Annotated in this window: 9 protein-coding genes; 7 read left to right on the forward strand and 2 right to left on the reverse strand. The window is 59.1% G+C overall.

Annotated elements, in window-relative coordinates; all coding sequences use genetic code 11:
* The 7 genes from GHO41_RS10040 to GHO41_RS10070 all read left to right on the forward strand — a co-directional run.
* The coding region (locus GHO41_RS10040) for an urease accessory protein UreD (protein WP_153433470.1) at positions 1-609 on the forward strand (609 nt) is incomplete at its 5' end.
* 112 nt (positions 610-721) lie between these two features.
* Entirely contained in the window at positions 722-1024 is a 303-nt protein-coding gene (gene ureA / locus GHO41_RS10045; protein ID WP_048366542.1) for an urease subunit gamma, read from the forward strand.
* Between the two features lie 9 nt (positions 1025-1033).
* Positions 1034-1567 (forward strand): GNAT family N-acetyltransferase, encoded by a 534-nt coding sequence (locus GHO41_RS10050; protein WP_153433471.1) that lies wholly within the window; start codon positions 1034-1036, stop codon positions 1565-1567.
* Positions 1564-2097, forward strand: a complete 534-nt coding sequence (locus tag GHO41_RS10055) for an N-acetyltransferase (RefSeq protein ID WP_153433472.1) — start codon at positions 1564-1566, stop codon at positions 2095-2097. The genes GHO41_RS10050 and GHO41_RS10055 overlap by 4 nt, the downstream gene beginning before the upstream one ends.
* Positions 2094-2402: an urease subunit beta gene (locus GHO41_RS10060; protein WP_048366545.1), complete on the forward strand. Its 309-nt coding sequence runs from the start codon at positions 2094-2096 to the stop codon at positions 2400-2402. Before GHO41_RS10055 ends, GHO41_RS10060 begins: the two co-directional genes overlap by 4 nt.
* 112 nt (positions 2403-2514) lie before the next feature.
* Positions 2515-4215 carry an urease subunit alpha gene (ureC, locus tag GHO41_RS10065; protein ID WP_153433473.1) on the forward strand — a complete coding sequence of 567 codons (1701 nt, stop codon included), beginning with the start codon at positions 2515-2517 and terminating at the stop codon, positions 4213-4215.
* A 178-nt stretch (positions 4216-4393) separates the two neighbouring features.
* The gene (locus tag GHO41_RS10070; protein WP_048366547.1) at positions 4394-5524 is read left to right on the forward strand and encodes a sensor histidine kinase; all 1131 of its coding nucleotides are present in this window, start codon (positions 4394-4396) and stop codon (positions 5522-5524) included.
* A 19-nt stretch (positions 5525-5543) separates the two neighbouring features.
* Here GHO41_RS10070 and GHO41_RS10075 read toward each other — a convergent pair whose 3' ends face one another.
* Entirely contained in the window at positions 5544-10844 is a 5301-nt protein-coding gene (locus tag GHO41_RS10075) for a dermonecrotic toxin domain-containing protein (RefSeq protein ID WP_153433474.1), read from the reverse strand.
* Between the two features lie 143 nt (positions 10845-10987).
* The gene (locus GHO41_RS10080) at positions 10988-15820 is read right to left on the reverse strand and encodes an NEL-type E3 ubiquitin ligase domain-containing protein (RefSeq protein ID WP_153433475.1); all 4833 of its coding nucleotides are present in this window, start codon (positions 15818-15820) and stop codon (positions 10988-10990) included.
* Between the last annotated feature and the right edge of the window lie 28 nt (positions 15821-15848).

Below are 15848 nucleotides of genomic sequence, written 5' to 3' on the forward strand. Positions count from 1 at the left end.
GGGCCCGATGCCTGGACGCAACTCACCAGCCCCGGCGCAGCCAAGTGGTACCGCGCGGCGGGCCCGGCCTTCCAGAGCGTCGAACTCAACGTGGCCGCAGGCGCGACCCTCGAATGGCTGCCACAAGAAACCATCGTGTTCAGCGCGGCCCAAGCCGAAATCAGCACACGCATTGAGCTTGAGGGCGATGCCCGGCTGTTTTACTGGGACATGGTGGCGTTGGGCCGCATGGCCAGTGGCGAACGGTTTGAGCGCGGGCATTTTCAATCGCACCTGGATATCCGTCGCGACGGCCAATTGCTCTGGCATGAGCGCCAGCGCATCGTCGGCGATGACGGGCTGCTGGACTCCCCCATCGGCCTGGACGGCAACCCGGTATTTGCCACGTTATTGGTGACGGGTGAAATCAGCGCTGAACTGCTGGAAACTTGTCGCAGCCTGCCGAACCCGGTACGTGGGGATTTGACCCAGTTACCGGGTTTGCTGGTGGCCCGCTGCCTGGCCACCGAAGCCTTGCAGGCGCGGGGCTGGCTAATTGAATTATGGCGCTTGCTGCGCCCGGCACTGCTGGGCCGCGAGGCGCTTGCACCACGAATTTGGAGCACTTGATGCACTCTCTGTAGGAGCGAGCTTGCCTCGCGATCTTTTGAGCGTTTAAAAGATCGCGAGGCAAGCTCGCTCCTACAGTCCCTATTTTTCTGTTTTAAACACGGACTCCACCATGGACCTGACCCCACGCGAAAAAGACAAGATGCTGATCTTCACCGCCGGCCTGTTGGCTGAGCGTCGACTGGCCCGGGGGGTGAAACTCAATTACCCGGAAACCATCGCCTATATCTCTGCCGCCCTGCTCGAAGGCGCCCGCGATGGCCGCACCGTGGCCGAACTGATGCACTACGGCACCACCCTGCTGTCGCGTGAGCAGGTGATGGAAGGCATCCCGGAAATGATCCCGGACATTCAGGTTGAAGCCACCTTCCCTGACGGCACCAAGCTGGTCACCGTCCACCAACCCATCGCCTGAGGCTGCGCCATGTCTTACGTTATTCGTGATGCCGTCCCGGCCGACCTGCCGGCGATTCGCGAGATTTACAACGATGCGGTGCTCAACACCCTGGCGATCTGGAACGAGCAAACCGTCGACCTCGACAACCGCCAGCAGTGGTTCGACGCCCGTCAGGCTCAGGGGTATCCGATTCTGGTGATCGTCGACGATGCCGATGTTGCCTTGGGCTATGCCTCGTTTGGTGACTGGCGGCCCTTTGAAGGCTTTCGCCACACCGTCGAGCATTCGGTGTACGTACACCCCGACCAGCGCGGCAAAAAACTGGGGCCCAAGCTGCTCGCCGCACTGATTGAACGCGCCAGAGGCTGCGGCAAGCACGTGATGGTGGCAGCCATCGAAGGCGGCAATGCGGCCTCGATTCATGTGCATAAACAACTGGGTTTCGTCACCAGCGGGCGCATGCCGCAGGTCGGGATCAAATTCGGCAACTGGCTCGACCTGACCTTTATGCAACTGATGCTCAACCCCGGCGCACTACCACCACAGGAGCGTGGGCAATGACCACCGAACAACCGATTCAAGTCACCGCGTCCACGTTCGCGCAGTACCGCGAAGGCTTGATCGAGCTGCTGGTCGACGCCGTAAAGCACGGGGCTTCGGTCGGCTTTATGGGCGACTTTGACCTGGTCCAGGCCAATCGCTACTTCGACGATGTGCACACGCAACTGGCACAGGGCAACCTGCTGCTATGGGTGCTGGTCGAGGATCTGCGCGTGCTGGCCAGCGTGCAATTGGCGCTGTGCCAACGGGCCAATGGCCTCAACCGCGCCGAAGTGCAAAAGCTGCTGGTGCTCAACGAAGCGCGCCGCCGTGGTCTGGGCCAAGTGCTGATCCATGCGCTGGAGCAAGGCGCACGCGGGCAAAAACGCGGCCTGCTGCACCTGGATACCGAGGCCGGTTCACCCGCCGAAAACTTCTACAGCGCGCTGGGCTACACCCGTGTGGGCGAGCTGCCCAACTATTGCCAAAACCCTAACGGCACCTACGCGCCGACAGCCATCTACTACAAAACCTTGAGTGAACCGCAATGATTCCAGGCGAATACCGGATTGAAGCGGGCGAGATCGAACTCAACGTCGGTCGCCGCACCCACACCCTCAGCGTGTCCAACCGTGGCGACCGGCCGATTCAGGTGGGCTCGCACTATCATTTTTTCGAGACCAACGACGCGCTGATGTTTGATCGCGGCGACAGCCGTGGCATGCGCCTCAATATTCCGGCGGGCACAGCGGTGCGCTTTGAGCCCGGGCAAACCCGCGAAGTGGAACTGGTGGAACTGGCCGGGCTGCGTCGCGTGTTCGGCTTTGCCGGGCGTGTGATGGGAAATCTGGATTAACCGCTCTTCCCCTGTGTAGGAGCGAGCTTGCCTCGCGATCTTTTGATCTTCCAAAAGATCGCGAGGCAAGCTCGCTCCTACAGGTTCGGTCTAACTGTCTTAGGAACGTGCAATGAAAATATCCCGCCAGGCTTATGCCGACATGTTCGGTCCTACTGTGGGTGACAAGGTTCGCTTGGCCGATACCGAGTTGTGGATCGAGGTCGAGCAGGATTTCACCACCTACGGTGAAGAAGTAAAGTTCGGCGGCGGCAAGGTGATTCGCGACGGCATGGGCCAGAGCCAGTTGCTCGCCGCCGAGGTAGTCGACACGCTGATCACCAACGCGCTGATCATCGATCACTGGGGCATCGTCAAAGCCGATGTGGGCCTTAAAGACGGCCGCATCCACAGCATCGGCAAAGCCGGTAACCCGGACATCCAGCCCAACGTGACCATCGCTATCGGCGCCAGCACCGAGGTCATTGCCGGTGAGGGCATGATCCTCACCGCAGGCGGCATCGACACGCACATCCACTTCATCTGCCCCCAGCAAATCGATGAAGCGCTCAACAGCGGCGTGACCACCATGATCGGCGGCGGCACCGGTCCCGCTACCGGTTCCAACGCCACCACCTGCACCTCCGGGCCGTGGCACATGGCGCGCATGCTGCAAGCCGCCGACGCGTTCCCGATCAATATGGGTTTTACCGGCAAGGGCAACGCCAGCCTGCCGCAGCCGTTGATCGAGCAGGTCGAGGCCGGCGCCATCGGCCTCAAGCTGCACGAAGACTGGGGCACCACGCCCGCCTCCATCGACAACTGCCTGAGCGTGGCCGACCTGTACGACGTGCAGGTGGCGATTCACAGCGACACGCTGAACGAGTCCGGTTTTGTTGAAACCACTCTGGCCGCGTTCAAGGGCCGCACCATTCACACCTATCACACCGAAGGTGCAGGCGGCGGGCATGCTCCCGACATCATCAAGGCCTGCGGTTTCACCAACGTGCTGCCCAGTTCGACCAACCCGACCCGGCCGTTTACCCGCAACACCATCGACGAACACCTCGACATGCTCATGGTCTGCCATCACCTGGACCCGAGCATTGCCGAAGACGTGGCCTTCGCTGAAAGCCGTATCCGCCGCGAAACCATTGCCGCCGAAGACATCCTCCACGACCTGGGCGCGTTTTCGATGATCAGCTCTGACAGCCAGGCCATGGGCCGGGTGGGCGAGGTGATTACGCGCACCTGGCAAACCGCCGACAAAATGAAGAAGCAACGCGGCCCATTGCCGGAAGACACGCCCGGCAACGACAACTTCCGCGCCAAACGCTACATCGCCAAATACACCATCAACCCGGCGATCACCCACGGCATCAGCCATGAGGTGGGCTCGATTGAAGTGGGCAAATGGGCCGATCTGGTGCTGTGGCGCCCTGCGTTTTTCGGGGTCAAACCGACCTTGATCCTCAAAGGCGGAGCCATTGCCTCAAGCCTGATGGGCGACGCCAATGCCTCGATTCCAACGCCTCAGCCGGTTCACTACCGCCCCATGTTCGCCAGCTACGGCGGCTCGCGACATGCCACCAGCCTGACCTTTATCAGTCAGGCGGCGGCCGACGCCGGGGTCCCGGAAAAGCTCGGGCTGAAAAAGCAGATTGGCGTGGTTAAAGGCTGTCGCGATGTGCAAAAAACCGACCTGATCCACAACGGCTACCTACCACACATCGACGTTGACCCGCAGACCTATCAGGTCAAGGCTGACGGCGTGTTGTTGTGGTGCGAGCCCGCCGACGTGCTACCGATGGCGCAGCGGTACTTTTTGTTCTGACAACCAGCTGCACTGAACAAAGCTGCCCGCGACGGGATCATCGCGGGCAGCTCTCAGTGATGCCGTCGGGGGCTTGATTTTTTGCCGCTCGGGACCAAGCTGGATGAAGGACGTTGTATGAAGGCGTACTATGCGTCACCTTTTTATGACTACCGCTCTTGCAGCAAGGTGTACGGCCATGCGCCTATCCCAGTTCATCGTGGAAAATGTTGATCGTATCGTCGATGAATGGGAGCAGTTCGCCGCCACCATCACCCCGGCCGCCGAAACGATGGACAGCGCAGCCCTGCGCGACCACGCCAAAGCCATTTTGCTGGCGGCCTCACGCGACATGGTCACGGCACAAACCGCCAGCGAACAACAGGCCAAGGCTGAGGGCGAAGGCCCGGAAAAAACCCCAAGCCTGGACCGCGCGTCTGCCAGCCACGGTGAATTGCGCCACGCCGTAGGGTTTGACCTGGTGCAGATGACCTCAGAGTTTCGCCACCTGCGTGCTTGTGTCATTCGTCTGTGGGTAAAAAACGTCGAAAGCCCGGATCAGAACCACCTTCACGACATGATTCGCTTTAACGAGGCGATTGATGAAGCGCTGGCTGAATCCACGGCGGCCTATGCAGAACAAGTCAATCGCTCGCGGGACATCTTCCTGGCCATTTTGGGCCACGATCTGCGCGCCCCCTTGCAGGCAGTCAGCTTTTCCGCCGAAATGCTCCAACGCAAAGCCAAACTTGATGACCAGGCGCTGACTTACGTGGCTGCGATCAAAAATGGTACCCACTACATGGGGGCGATGATCAGTGATTTGTTGCAGTTTGTGCGCAGCCGGCTGGGCAGCGGAATGCCCATTGAAAGGCGCTTGATGAATTTGGCTGACGCTTGCCAGAGAGCCCTAGAAGAAGCCTGCGCAGGGCAGCCCAATTGCACACCGACCCTGCACATAGAGGGCGACGTTGAAGGCTTGTGGGACCCGAGCCGCATCGGGCAGCTGTTACAAAATCTGATTGGTAACGCCCTGCAACATGGTGCCAGGCAGGGCGAAATCAACTTGAGTGTCGTGGGGAGCAGTGACGCCGTCAGGCTGTGCGTACACAACCTGGGCATTCCGATTGCTAAAGATGCACTGGTCTCTTTATTTGACCCGCTGGTGCGCAGCCCAAGCGAAGACGCCACATTGCCCGGCGCGACCACCAGCCTGGGGCTGGGTTTGTTTATCGTCAAAGAAGTGGTCGACGCGCACCACGGCGAAATTACCGTGACCTCGACGCTAGACCAGGGCACGACATTTACCGTGGTGCTGCCGAAGGCCTGAACTCCCCCGGCTGCAAGGCTCAGGTGGCTTTACGGCCTGCGACCTGATCGGTCAGTGACTTCATTAAGGCGTCTTTCTGGTCCAGAAATGACTGGGTCATGGCGTCGTATTCAAGGTCGGTCATGGCGCGACCATAGACAACATCCGCGGGTGCAATGCCCAAATGACGGGCCGCAGCATCGATGGATTTTCGCAACGCACGTTGTGCCAGCGCCGGCAATGGATCCGTGAGCCCCAGGGTCTTTTGATCACTCTGGTATTCAAATAGAGCCAAAGCCTTTTCATCCAGCGCCGCGAATCGAGCGCTGTTGGTACGCTCGATAAACTCGCGCCAGAACGGGATTTTAATTATCTGATTACGCAGCCCCTCCCCCTCTTCCAGCGCCAGCACTTGGCTGTACGCAGCGTCAAGCATGGCGGGGGTCACGTCGGGCTCGGCGAAGAACATTTCCAACTGCCAAGGCAGGTCCAGACGCTTGGCCAGCAAGGTGGTGTAGGCGAGATGGATCTCCACCTCGTCGATCGTTTTCAACCGATTGCCTTGAGCATCAAACTGGGGAATAACAAGGTCCTGCGCATCGTATTTTGGAAATGGGCGACCTTGCGCCACTAACTCACGCACTCGCGCCCGGGCAATCCGGCTCAGTTGATCCAGACGAGCCCGACCACGCGCCAGATTAAACAGTTCGAGCTTGCTCAGGGCCAGATCGATGGGTTCCAGGCGCAATGCCTCATACAGCAACACTTCGACCCCCATGGCGTTAAACACCTGCAGCCCGGCGTCCGTACAGGTAATAGGCGCATTGGCCATGGTGAACAGCTTTTCGCGCACGGCCACGCTTTCATCCATGACTTCGAGCATTTGCCAGACCCGGGTTTGCATGTTGAGCTTAAAGTCATCAGGCCTGTTGCGCAGGTCATCCCCTTGCCGGGCCAGCTCATTGAAAAACGGTTCCGAGCCGTGAGCCTGTTCTAAACGGTCCCAAAGCGCCTGCTTCTCAGCCTTGTCTTTGACACCCGGCCCGCGGGTCCATTGGCGTCGCCCCTGCACGCCTGAAGGTGGGTTGATGCGTTCGGGGTCTATGCCGACAGAGGTTTTGTAGGCGTTGTATTTCTCCAGTACGGCATCTGAAACTCGATGGCGGCTCAACCGGGTTCTGGCCAATGTTCTGGCCTGATCAGAACCCGGCTCAACATCGGGAATATCAGTCAGCTCGTTGGCGGTAAGGTTCAAGCTGAATGTCTCGGGCCGTGGCTGATCAAACAACCCGGTCGGCCAGTTGCGCTGCTCGCATTGAGAAAGCTCGAGAACCTCCAGGGCAGGCATGCGGCTGATGTCCGGAGCTAACCCTAACGGATTAAGCGAAAGCCCCAAACGTTCCAGCAGGGTCAATTCCTTCAAGGCGGCGATGCCGCTCTCTGTCAGGTGTACAGTGCCTTCAGTCAGGACCAGAAACGCCAGGTTACGCATGGAGCCCAACGCCTCAGGTAGACGCGTCAGTCGATTTTTATCAGCTTGCAACGAGCGTATGCGCTCAAAATTTGACAGAAAACCATCGATCGAATCGGTCACACCGGTCCCATTGAGATTGATATCCCGGACATGATCAAAGTTGGCCTCCAGCGGTGGCAGCGTGCCGAGTACCTCACCCAGTCCTGGCACGTCTTCAAAATTGATGCTGAACCCCAACTCGCGGCCCGCTTCACGTACCGCCAGATGACTGGCCTTCTGCCAGACAGCAGTGAGTGTCTTGTGGATGTGCTGACGGAGACGAATCACCTGACCCTGTTCCCGTGTCAACCGTGGTGGTAGTGGCTGATCGTTGATCGGCGAACGGATCCATTGATTCAGGCTGGCATCCATCTGCTGGAACTCCTGCTCAAGCAGGCTGAGTTTCTCTTCGACGGCCTCCCCATGCACACGCTGGAACTCCAGGAAGTCGGTGTAAATGTCAGGGCTGGCCGGGTCCCAGCGGTGCTGCACGGTCTTCTCCGGGTACAGCGCCCTGAAGCGCTCTTTAAGCGCCTGAAGCTTGAGGTGGGCCGCTGCCTCGCCAACACCCCGACCACTCAACGGGTAGCCTGAACGCTTGGGCGACAGACGAACCGGCGACTTGAAAAACGGTAATTCGTCGGGCGGTATTTTCAGCAATTGACGTAAGCGTGAACGTGCAATGGCATGCTCGCGTATCAATACTTTTAGTGCCTCGCCCTGACCGGTATGCGGCAAACCAATTGAGGTGCGGTGCGCATCCGGCAACGCGTACTGCAAGCTGGCAATAAAATCATCCTGCCCGTGCAAAGACTGCCCCTGTGAGTCGAATGTCTCGTAACGGCCATCGGCATCCCTGACCAACACTTTTCGCTGGCTGGCGTTTTCGGCGCCGTACTGGCTTCGCAACGTGCCGTCGCGGTTGCCATCACGCACCTCAAGGCGCAAGTCATCCTTCCAGCCGGGCAGTGCCTCCAAAGAGTTCATCACCAAAATCTCAGTATCGGCGCTGACCATCTCATCCAGGTAAAGCCCCAGATACGCCTGCTCAATGCGCATCGCGCGCTGAACATGCAAGGCATTGAGTCCGAGCTTCATCGGGATTTTGCCTTGCTGTAACACCGCTTTTTCAGCCGGTGACGCGTCAGCCAGCAAGCCGCGAATGCGCGTCGTGGTTAACCGCGGATAAGCCCGCTGAATCAACCCCAGCGCTGCGGCATCGGGGTCATTCTCAGGGATGACATCATTGAAGATGCTCTCAAACAAACGCCCGGCGTTATCTGAGGCGTGCGTGGCCAGTTTTTCCCTGAGCATCTGAACACGCTCCTGCTCCTCAAAAGGCACCGATTCGCCCAGCAACTGCTCAAGTTCGGAGCGCGAGAAGCGGTCGACCACGCGTTCGGGCAACTTTCCGCTCATCAGCTCAACGTCGCTGATTTTTATGACGTCTGCCCCGGTGGCCTGAGCATTGCCAAACCGTTTGGCGGTCGTGAGCGGGCTCGCGGCCTCATACACCTCAAACGCGACGTTCTGTGGCCAGCGTGGTAATTCGAGGGTAAAGGTCACGGCAAAGGTGCACGTCTCGCGCGGCATTCGCCCGGCCAGGATGTGCGGGCCGACACCGCGAGCCTTGGAGTTGGCGGCATAGCGTTTGAGCGTGTCTTTGAGCGCGGCGGGAATGGGCTCGTTGTCGACGTACATACGCCGCAGATCATCAAAGGACACATCGCTAATGCGCAGCGCCTGCCTGAATTCAGCGTCGCTGAACCCCTCTGTCACAGTGCCCAGGCGCTGCCTGAGGGTCTCGTCACTCCAGGTCAGGGGCTGCTCGGTTTCATGTACCCAGACACCCTCGCCGTTGTGCCGGAACACCGGTTGATACGCGTCGCTGCGCGTGGGGTGCTGAGTCCGGTACTCACCGGTGACGGGGTCCGCGTTGAGTTCATAGTGTTTGCCTTCGTGGGGCAGGACCTCTTGCTCCCCGACCACGTGCAGACCTGCTTCATTGGCCCGCGAACTCGACGGGACACCTTGTGAGCGCTCATAGGGTGCAAGCTCGGGTTTCCACAGGCGCGTCTTGCCGTTGAGCAACGTGATGGTTTTGAGTTTCTGAATGACCGGGCTCACCGTGAAATGGGCAACCACAGCTCCCGCAGCAGCAATAGCGAGATTTTCAATGACATCTGAGAAGTGCGCCCAGGCGGACCGTACATCCCCCGCAGACCAATCAACGATGCCCTCTATGGTTTCGTGCAACAGTTGAACGGCCATGGCCGACAGCATGACCAGCCCCAGCTCCGGCACGACGAATGACACCGTATTGAGCACCAGCGTAAACAAGTTGAAGTAGTGCGACGTGCGCCGAATCAGGTAGGCGGTATCCGCATCTTCAGTGGAAATCGCCAGGCATCGCCCATCCGCGAGGCTTTTCTTGATCATGACCTCCAATAAGTGTTGCCACAGATCCGGCTGGTACCACTCATCGCGAGGGTTCAGCGGTACCACGCCGACGTAAACCGGGGGCGCAGCCAACAGTACCCGTGCCGTGTAGTCAGGCAGGTCCACTGGCGACTTGTCCCTGATACTCGACCCCGTCCCCGCGCCGCCTGGCGGCATGTGCGACGTGTATGTATGCAGGTCCACTGGCGAGTTGGCCCAATGGGGCCAGCGACCGTCCTCCGTCACCCTGCCGCCAGGCAGCGCCAAGGGCTGCACGGGTGCGTGGGTCAACGGCCCGGTCAGGCGGTTGTAATACTCCGGATGCTTGTTCTGGTCGATGAACTGGCTCAGAAACCGCTGATAAGCCGTGAGTTCAGAGCTTCTGGGTACTGTCAGGCGTTCGGGCGTCAGTTTTTTCGTCAAGTCGGCCTGAAAGGCATCATGTGAGGAGTAGTACTTGAGCGGATGATACGGGTCACCAGGGATCCAGACGATGATCCACGACGCGGGAAAGAATTTGATCCGCGGCTCAAACACCACACAGCCCCTGAGGGTCATATCCCACAAACGGACAGATCGGTACCAGACCTGCTTCCCTTCGATCCTCGCCGGCTGAGGTCCCGATATGACCACCAACAGCATCTTGAAATGCTCAACGGTGATATCGCCCTTGAGCATGGCCACATAGGCATCTGCCATGAGCGCCGATTTATGGTGATCAATAAAGTGCGATTGCAGCAGGGACTGATAAATCTCGCTTTTTGAATCAAGAAAAGTCTTCAAGTAGGTCTGGTACAACGTGCCCAGATCCAGGGATCGGCACAGTTGGACAAACGCCTGAATCGAGAGGAGCGTGACATACGGTTTGAAATGCCCTTGCTCATCGGGTCGCGAGATGAAGCCGGAGTCATCGGTGAAATGCCCGTCGCCGGTTTCGATCTCTTCGAAGTTGTGCAGCGCGGCCTGCAGCAATGACAGCGTGCGAACGCTAAAGGCCTCGGAAACGCCAAAATCGTCATTCTCAACAGTGCTGTAAAGCCGTAGATACACCTCGTTAACGTCCATCGTATGACCGATGTCTTTCAACGCGGCCTCAAGCAGCGGCCTGGCAAAATCTGTGAGGGGCAGGATCTTGCCCATGGTTTTGTCGAGCTTGCCCTGCGCCTTGATCCGGGCCACGACCAGTTTTTGCAGCTCGACTCGCTGTTCGGCAGTCACCTTGGAGTACCACTGCACCGCCTCGGGATTGGCACCTTTGAGCGCCTTGCGTCGAGCGGGTGAGAGGGTAATCAGGTGGTCTGGAATAGATTTTTTGATGAATTCATCGTGCTTGCCTTTGACAGCGACAGGCGGATTACCAGAAGGCTGGGGTGTTGGAGAATCGGGCATCGGGATTACCTGGATGACTGGAATGAGTCATCAGGTTATCCAGTGGCAGCGGCGCTCAAGGGCTATCTATATATGGACTGGCGAGTAAAAAAACCAAAAGCGCGGGTCAGTGCGCGCCTTGGGTTCGAGACACGTGTTACGCGTTAAAACGGGTGGTCTGCCATTTCCTGGCGGGTCAGTTCTTTGAGCAACTCTCTTTGTGCCGCGTTATGGGCTGACCTGATCACTTCCTGGCTGCTTTGGAAGAGCTCATCGGAGAGTGCGCGCTCGCCAAATTCCAATTGATCGCACTGGCTGATGTACGTATTGCGCACTTGGGTAAACCGGTCGCGGTATTTGCTTTTCAAGAACGTCACCCAGAAGTCCCGACTGGCGATGAAGTCCAGTAATTCGCTACCCGAGGCTTCGTCGCGCAACACTGCCCGGCGTATGCTCTCCAGCCCCGATGCCGGGACAGAAGGCAAGCTCTCAAACGCCTCGGCACTGGGTTGCGCCGGTAATTGCAGGAGCTTGGCCAGCGCGATGCGCAATACCAGACGCAGGTCTTGCAATTGCACGACATCTTGGGCCCCCATGCCGTCCAAAAAGCGGTAAGCCAACCGTTCATTTTGCAAATGCTGGGCCCAGCCTTCCACCTGATCCAGGCGGAACACACTGCGCGCCAAGCGCAACAGCGCATGCTCATTGCCCGACTGACCGGCCGCAGCCTTCGCCTGCGCAACCGACGTCAATAGCTCAAAGTCACTGAAGGTCAATGCACTCGACTCCGCACTGGTTGACCCTATGCGGATACGCGCGATCAGCGTCTCTCGCAACTCGTTGCTCTCCCCCAGTGCTTGCAAGACAGCACAGGCGCGTTTGGCAAATGCCGCGCGCGTACGCTCATTGACGTATTCGGGACTGTCGCGCAGCTCGCCCAAAAACCCGCGCAAGTCTTCAGCGAACGGGTCCTGCTCAAGGTTCTTCCAGATCGCTGTACGCCTGGCAGCGCTGTCATCAACACCGCTTAATAACCAGGCATGACGGGGTTGGTCGGTCACGCTATGGGGGACGTGCGCCGAGGTGTCGCCCATGCTGATACCGGTGCGTCTGACATACAGATCCAGTCGCTCTTGCGATACGGGGACCAGCGGGTTGCCATGCAGGTAGGTCACCTCGCCCAGGTGTGACGGGCTGCTGAGCGCCGCATCGGGGATCACGCCGATGGCGTTATCGCGTAAATCCAGGCTCCTGAGGGTGAGCACTGTCTCAACCCCCACCGGCCACTCTGTCGCGTGTGTACGGCGCAGGTTGAGGTATCGCAACTGCTCCAGGCCGCTGACATCCAACGGCAAGCCCAACGGGTTGTCGGACAGGTCCAACTCCTTGATGCTCACCCGTTCAGCCAATGTCTTGACCCCCTCGGCGGTCAACTCGATGGCGTTATGGCTCAGGTCGAGCTTTTGCAGGCGTTTCATTTCAGTGAGCGCCAACGGCACGCTTTTAAGCTGGTTGTGTTGCATCGACAGCCAGCGCACCTGAGGGAAACTCTGCAAAAATTGCTCAGGCACGCGGGTCAAGGCCATGTCATCCATGACCAGCACCGAGATATGGCTGAAGTCACCGACAAGCTTGGGCAAGTCACCGGCAGGCATACCGCTCAGGTCAAGCATGTAGCCGCGCATGTCAGGTAAATCTGCAGGCGACAGTCGCCCGGCCTCAAGGTAGCCCGGCATGCCGCCCGAACCTTCCTGCACGTAGCTTTCCCGGCGCCAGGCACGTCGAATTGCATGGCTGACGGCGCGCTTGATGGTGCCCGGCAAGACATCCCGCCGCGCGGCAACAGAATGCTCGGGCAGCGGCACGCTGCACCATGTGCGCAAAACATCATCCAGGGCTTCCCGCTCCAGTTGAAGCCGCGCCAGTTCGGCCTCTGGCCACACCTTGCGGGTTTCCAGGGCGCTGACCAGTTCCAGACATTGCTCACGGGTGTAGGTCGGATAAAGGTCTTGTACGCGACGAACCAGTAGCCCCGTGCGCGCTGTGCCGCGCTCCCCGCTCAACGGATAACCCAGCCGCCCATTGGCAAGGCGCATGGGTGACTTGAACCAGGATTTGATCGGCTGTAAGCCCAGCGCAGTGCGCGTTTGCTCAGGGTGGTTGTGTACATACTGCGCGAAATCATTGCGCAAGCCCCGGTCCTCCTTCATCAAACCCAAGGCATGCTGTGCCTGCAACGCAGTCAACGTCGGGTCGGTTCGCCGCCGATACAGTACGGGGTCTTTGTCCAGATAGTGTCTGCCCCGCTCCGTCTGCGCAAAAAACGCCGTGATCAGCTTAAGACTGAGTGTCGGGTCTGCTACGTCCAGAAAACAGCCTTCCAGCGCCCGGGCGGTTTTCACCTCATGGGCATACAAACGCAGCTCTTCGGCCAGGCGCAGGGGCACTTTTCGCAGAGCCTCAAAGCTCTTGATTTCGCTAACGCTCGCCCGCTCAATCACTTCACTGACCACACGGGTGGGCAAGCTCGGGTATTGCTGGTGAATAGTGGCCATCAAGCCATCAGAAAAATGTTCGCTGCGCGCATAACGCAGGTTGAACAAGGCTTGTTTCTGCGTTTTCGCGAAGGATGCGACGCGCTCGGTCAACGCAGTGGTGCGCTGTTCGGGCGTGACCGCTGCGGCCCCGAGCAACGCCGTGGCATCGGCCTGGGGGATCAGGGAGGCGATGGTTTTGAACAGGCCGTCACGCGCAAGGTCTGCGCTGACGATGCGCAAGTCCTGGGCACTACGCCCGTTCAGCGATACATAGGACAGCACCTTGCCCTCGGCGTCCAGTAGTTGAACGCCGCGCCCTGCTGGCCAGCCGGGCAGTTTAAGCATCAGGTGCAGAATGTCCGGGCTGTCTTCCCAGCGCACTGTTTGCGGGGCTTGCAGCCGGGCGATCAATTGCTCGGTTTCCTCTGCCATCTTGAAGCGCTTGAGGGTATCGAGTACCAGACCTGGCGGGCGTTCTCGCTGGACGTGGCTCCAGCGAAGCGCACGCTCATGGGGACTAACGATGCGGCTGACCTGCTCGATTTTTGCTTCGCTTAGCGGGTATTTATAAGGCCATGCCCTGTGCAACGCCTGCGCAGTGTTCCACTCGGCCGGTCGCTCCAGCGCCAACTGCCAGGCTCCGTGTTCGTTATGTTCGAGGGTCGGGGTGTAAGTGTCGGCGCGAAAGGGGTGCTGCACCTGCCAGCGCTGCTTGCCAACGTCGAAACGAACTTCATACGCATGCCCCTGGATGTACACGTACTGACGCTCATCAACGCGGTAAATGCCTCGGGCATCAGGCTCCAGATGCGGGTCAATCATGACCTTGCTGCGGTAGGGCGTGAGGTCGACCTTGAACAGCTTTTTATCTCCGTTCGCCTCGAGAACTGGCGCCATCTTGTTCAACAGCGCGGGATGGTTCAGTGGCGGCTTGAGCGAAGCCCATGCCGAACTGGCACGTGCCCCAACGCCCATCACCAACAGGTTTTGCGCCACGGAACCAAAGTGCGCAATCGCCTCTTTGATCTCACCATGGCTCCAGTCCTCCACCCCGGTATAGAGCTCGGACAGTAATTGCACCGCCGTGGCCAGCATCAGCATTTCACCCAGCCCCGGCACAAAAAAAGCCGCCAGGTTGAACACGGGTTGACCGCTTTCAAACAAAGAGGCGACGCGCTGGGCAAAGGACTCTGCAGCTTCATGATCGGTGGGCACAACCAGAGCGCGGGCGTTGTTCAGGGTCAAGGTCGAATACTGGCGGTACAAGGCAAACCAGGGCGGCTCACCGGTATCGCGCAGGGCAATGTTCAATTGAGGCGCACGATGCCATTCATTAACCGGCACGCCGGATGTCGTGAGCCCTTTGAAACGCAACGCACGCTGCAACTGCGTCATCAATGCCGACTGATAACGCAACTCCACCGTCTTTTTTAGCGCCATGCGCGGGCCTGTTTCACGCAGGCGAAGGGCCAACTGCTTATTGAAGTGCTCCAGTGAAGGGTATTCAAACAGTGGCCGCTCTTTGTCGTGGGGCATGTACACCATGCAGGGCAGCGCGGTTTCGCCCGCCCTGGCCTTGCCGATAAACAGCAAGGCACCGTACAACGGGCACGGGCCGTAGCTGCCACTGTCGAGTTTGATCGACAACAGGCTGAGGCTGCACACCCGCACCTCCCTCGCGCCCCAACGCAATTGGGCCTCGCCCCCCAGCCACTGCTGCAACAAGGTGTGACCCGCCCGACTGATAGCGTTGCCCAGGAACGCCTTGTAGCTCAGCCATGCGAGGCGGCTTTTTTCATGAGCAATAAACTCGGTGGCAATACTGCCGGGGAGCAAATCAGCCCCCGTGGTTTCCACAGCAGGGAACACGGTTTTCAGATAACGCTGGTACTGCTCGCCCAGGTTCAGGGACCGGCACAGGTTGGCAAATTGCAACGGGTCCAATGGCGAGCGCGCCTGGCTGTCGCTGCGTTCCAGAATAAACGCCTCACCGCCCAGCTCAGCACTCAGTTCGGCGCTCGACACGTTCTGCAACGCCGCTTCAAGCAACGTCATGTGAGTTGTGTTGACGATCGGAATCAATGACCTGGGCAACAAGAACTGCACAGGGTCTTTAATCGCATCGCCCAAGGGGTTAAGCGACAGGCGCTTGATGCGCACCAGAACGTTGCGATCGACATCAAACCCGGTAAGCCGCACAGCTGTGAGTGCCTTGATCAGCAGAGGCCGGGCAAACACCACAGGGGACGTGATGGCCTTGATCCGCGTGGCCAGCGCTGCTTCATCGCGGTGATGATTGAGCAGGGCCTGAATGACCTTGGGCTTGAGCTCGTTGTCGGCTGACAACAACCAGCCCGGCATGCGCTCTTTGGCCAGCGCCGAAAACTCATCAACAGCCGTCAGCGCCTGATCGTGGTCGGGCAGCGTGCCGCCGGCAGGCGGCGTGGAGGGAACTATCATCGTGATGACCTGAAAGAGGGGGACAGGT

The organism is Pseudomonas sp. FSL R10-0399, from assembly GCF_009600165.1.
Taxonomy (GTDB): Bacteria; Pseudomonadota; Gammaproteobacteria; order Pseudomonadales; family Pseudomonadaceae; genus Aquipseudomonas; species Aquipseudomonas helleri.

Bases quoted from the DNA above. Each gene is read 5' to 3' on its own strand.
- GHO41_RS10080 (WP_153433475.1), bottom strand. From the start codon at position 15,820: ATGATAGTTCCCTCCACGCCGCCTGCCGGCGGCACGCTGCCCGACCAC.
- GHO41_RS10055 (WP_153433472.1), top strand. From the start codon at position 1,564: ATGACCACCGAACAACCGATTCAAGTCACCGCGTCCACGTTCGCGCAG.
- GHO41_RS10075 (WP_153433474.1), bottom strand. From the start codon at position 10,844: ATGCCCGATTCTCCAACACCCCAGCCTTCTGGTAATCCGCCTGTCGCT.
- ureC (WP_153433473.1), top strand. From the start codon at position 2,515: ATGAAAATATCCCGCCAGGCTTATGCCGACATGTTCGGTCCTACTGTG.
- GHO41_RS10070 (WP_048366547.1), top strand. From the start codon at position 4,394: ATGCGCCTATCCCAGTTCATCGTGGAAAATGTTGATCGTATCGTCGAT.
- GHO41_RS10060 (WP_048366545.1), top strand. From the start codon at position 2,094: ATGATTCCAGGCGAATACCGGATTGAAGCGGGCGAGATCGAACTCAAC.
- GHO41_RS10050 (WP_153433471.1), top strand. From the start codon at position 1,034: ATGTCTTACGTTATTCGTGATGCCGTCCCGGCCGACCTGCCGGCGATT.
- ureA (WP_048366542.1), top strand. From the start codon at position 722: ATGGACCTGACCCCACGCGAAAAAGACAAGATGCTGATCTTCACCGCC.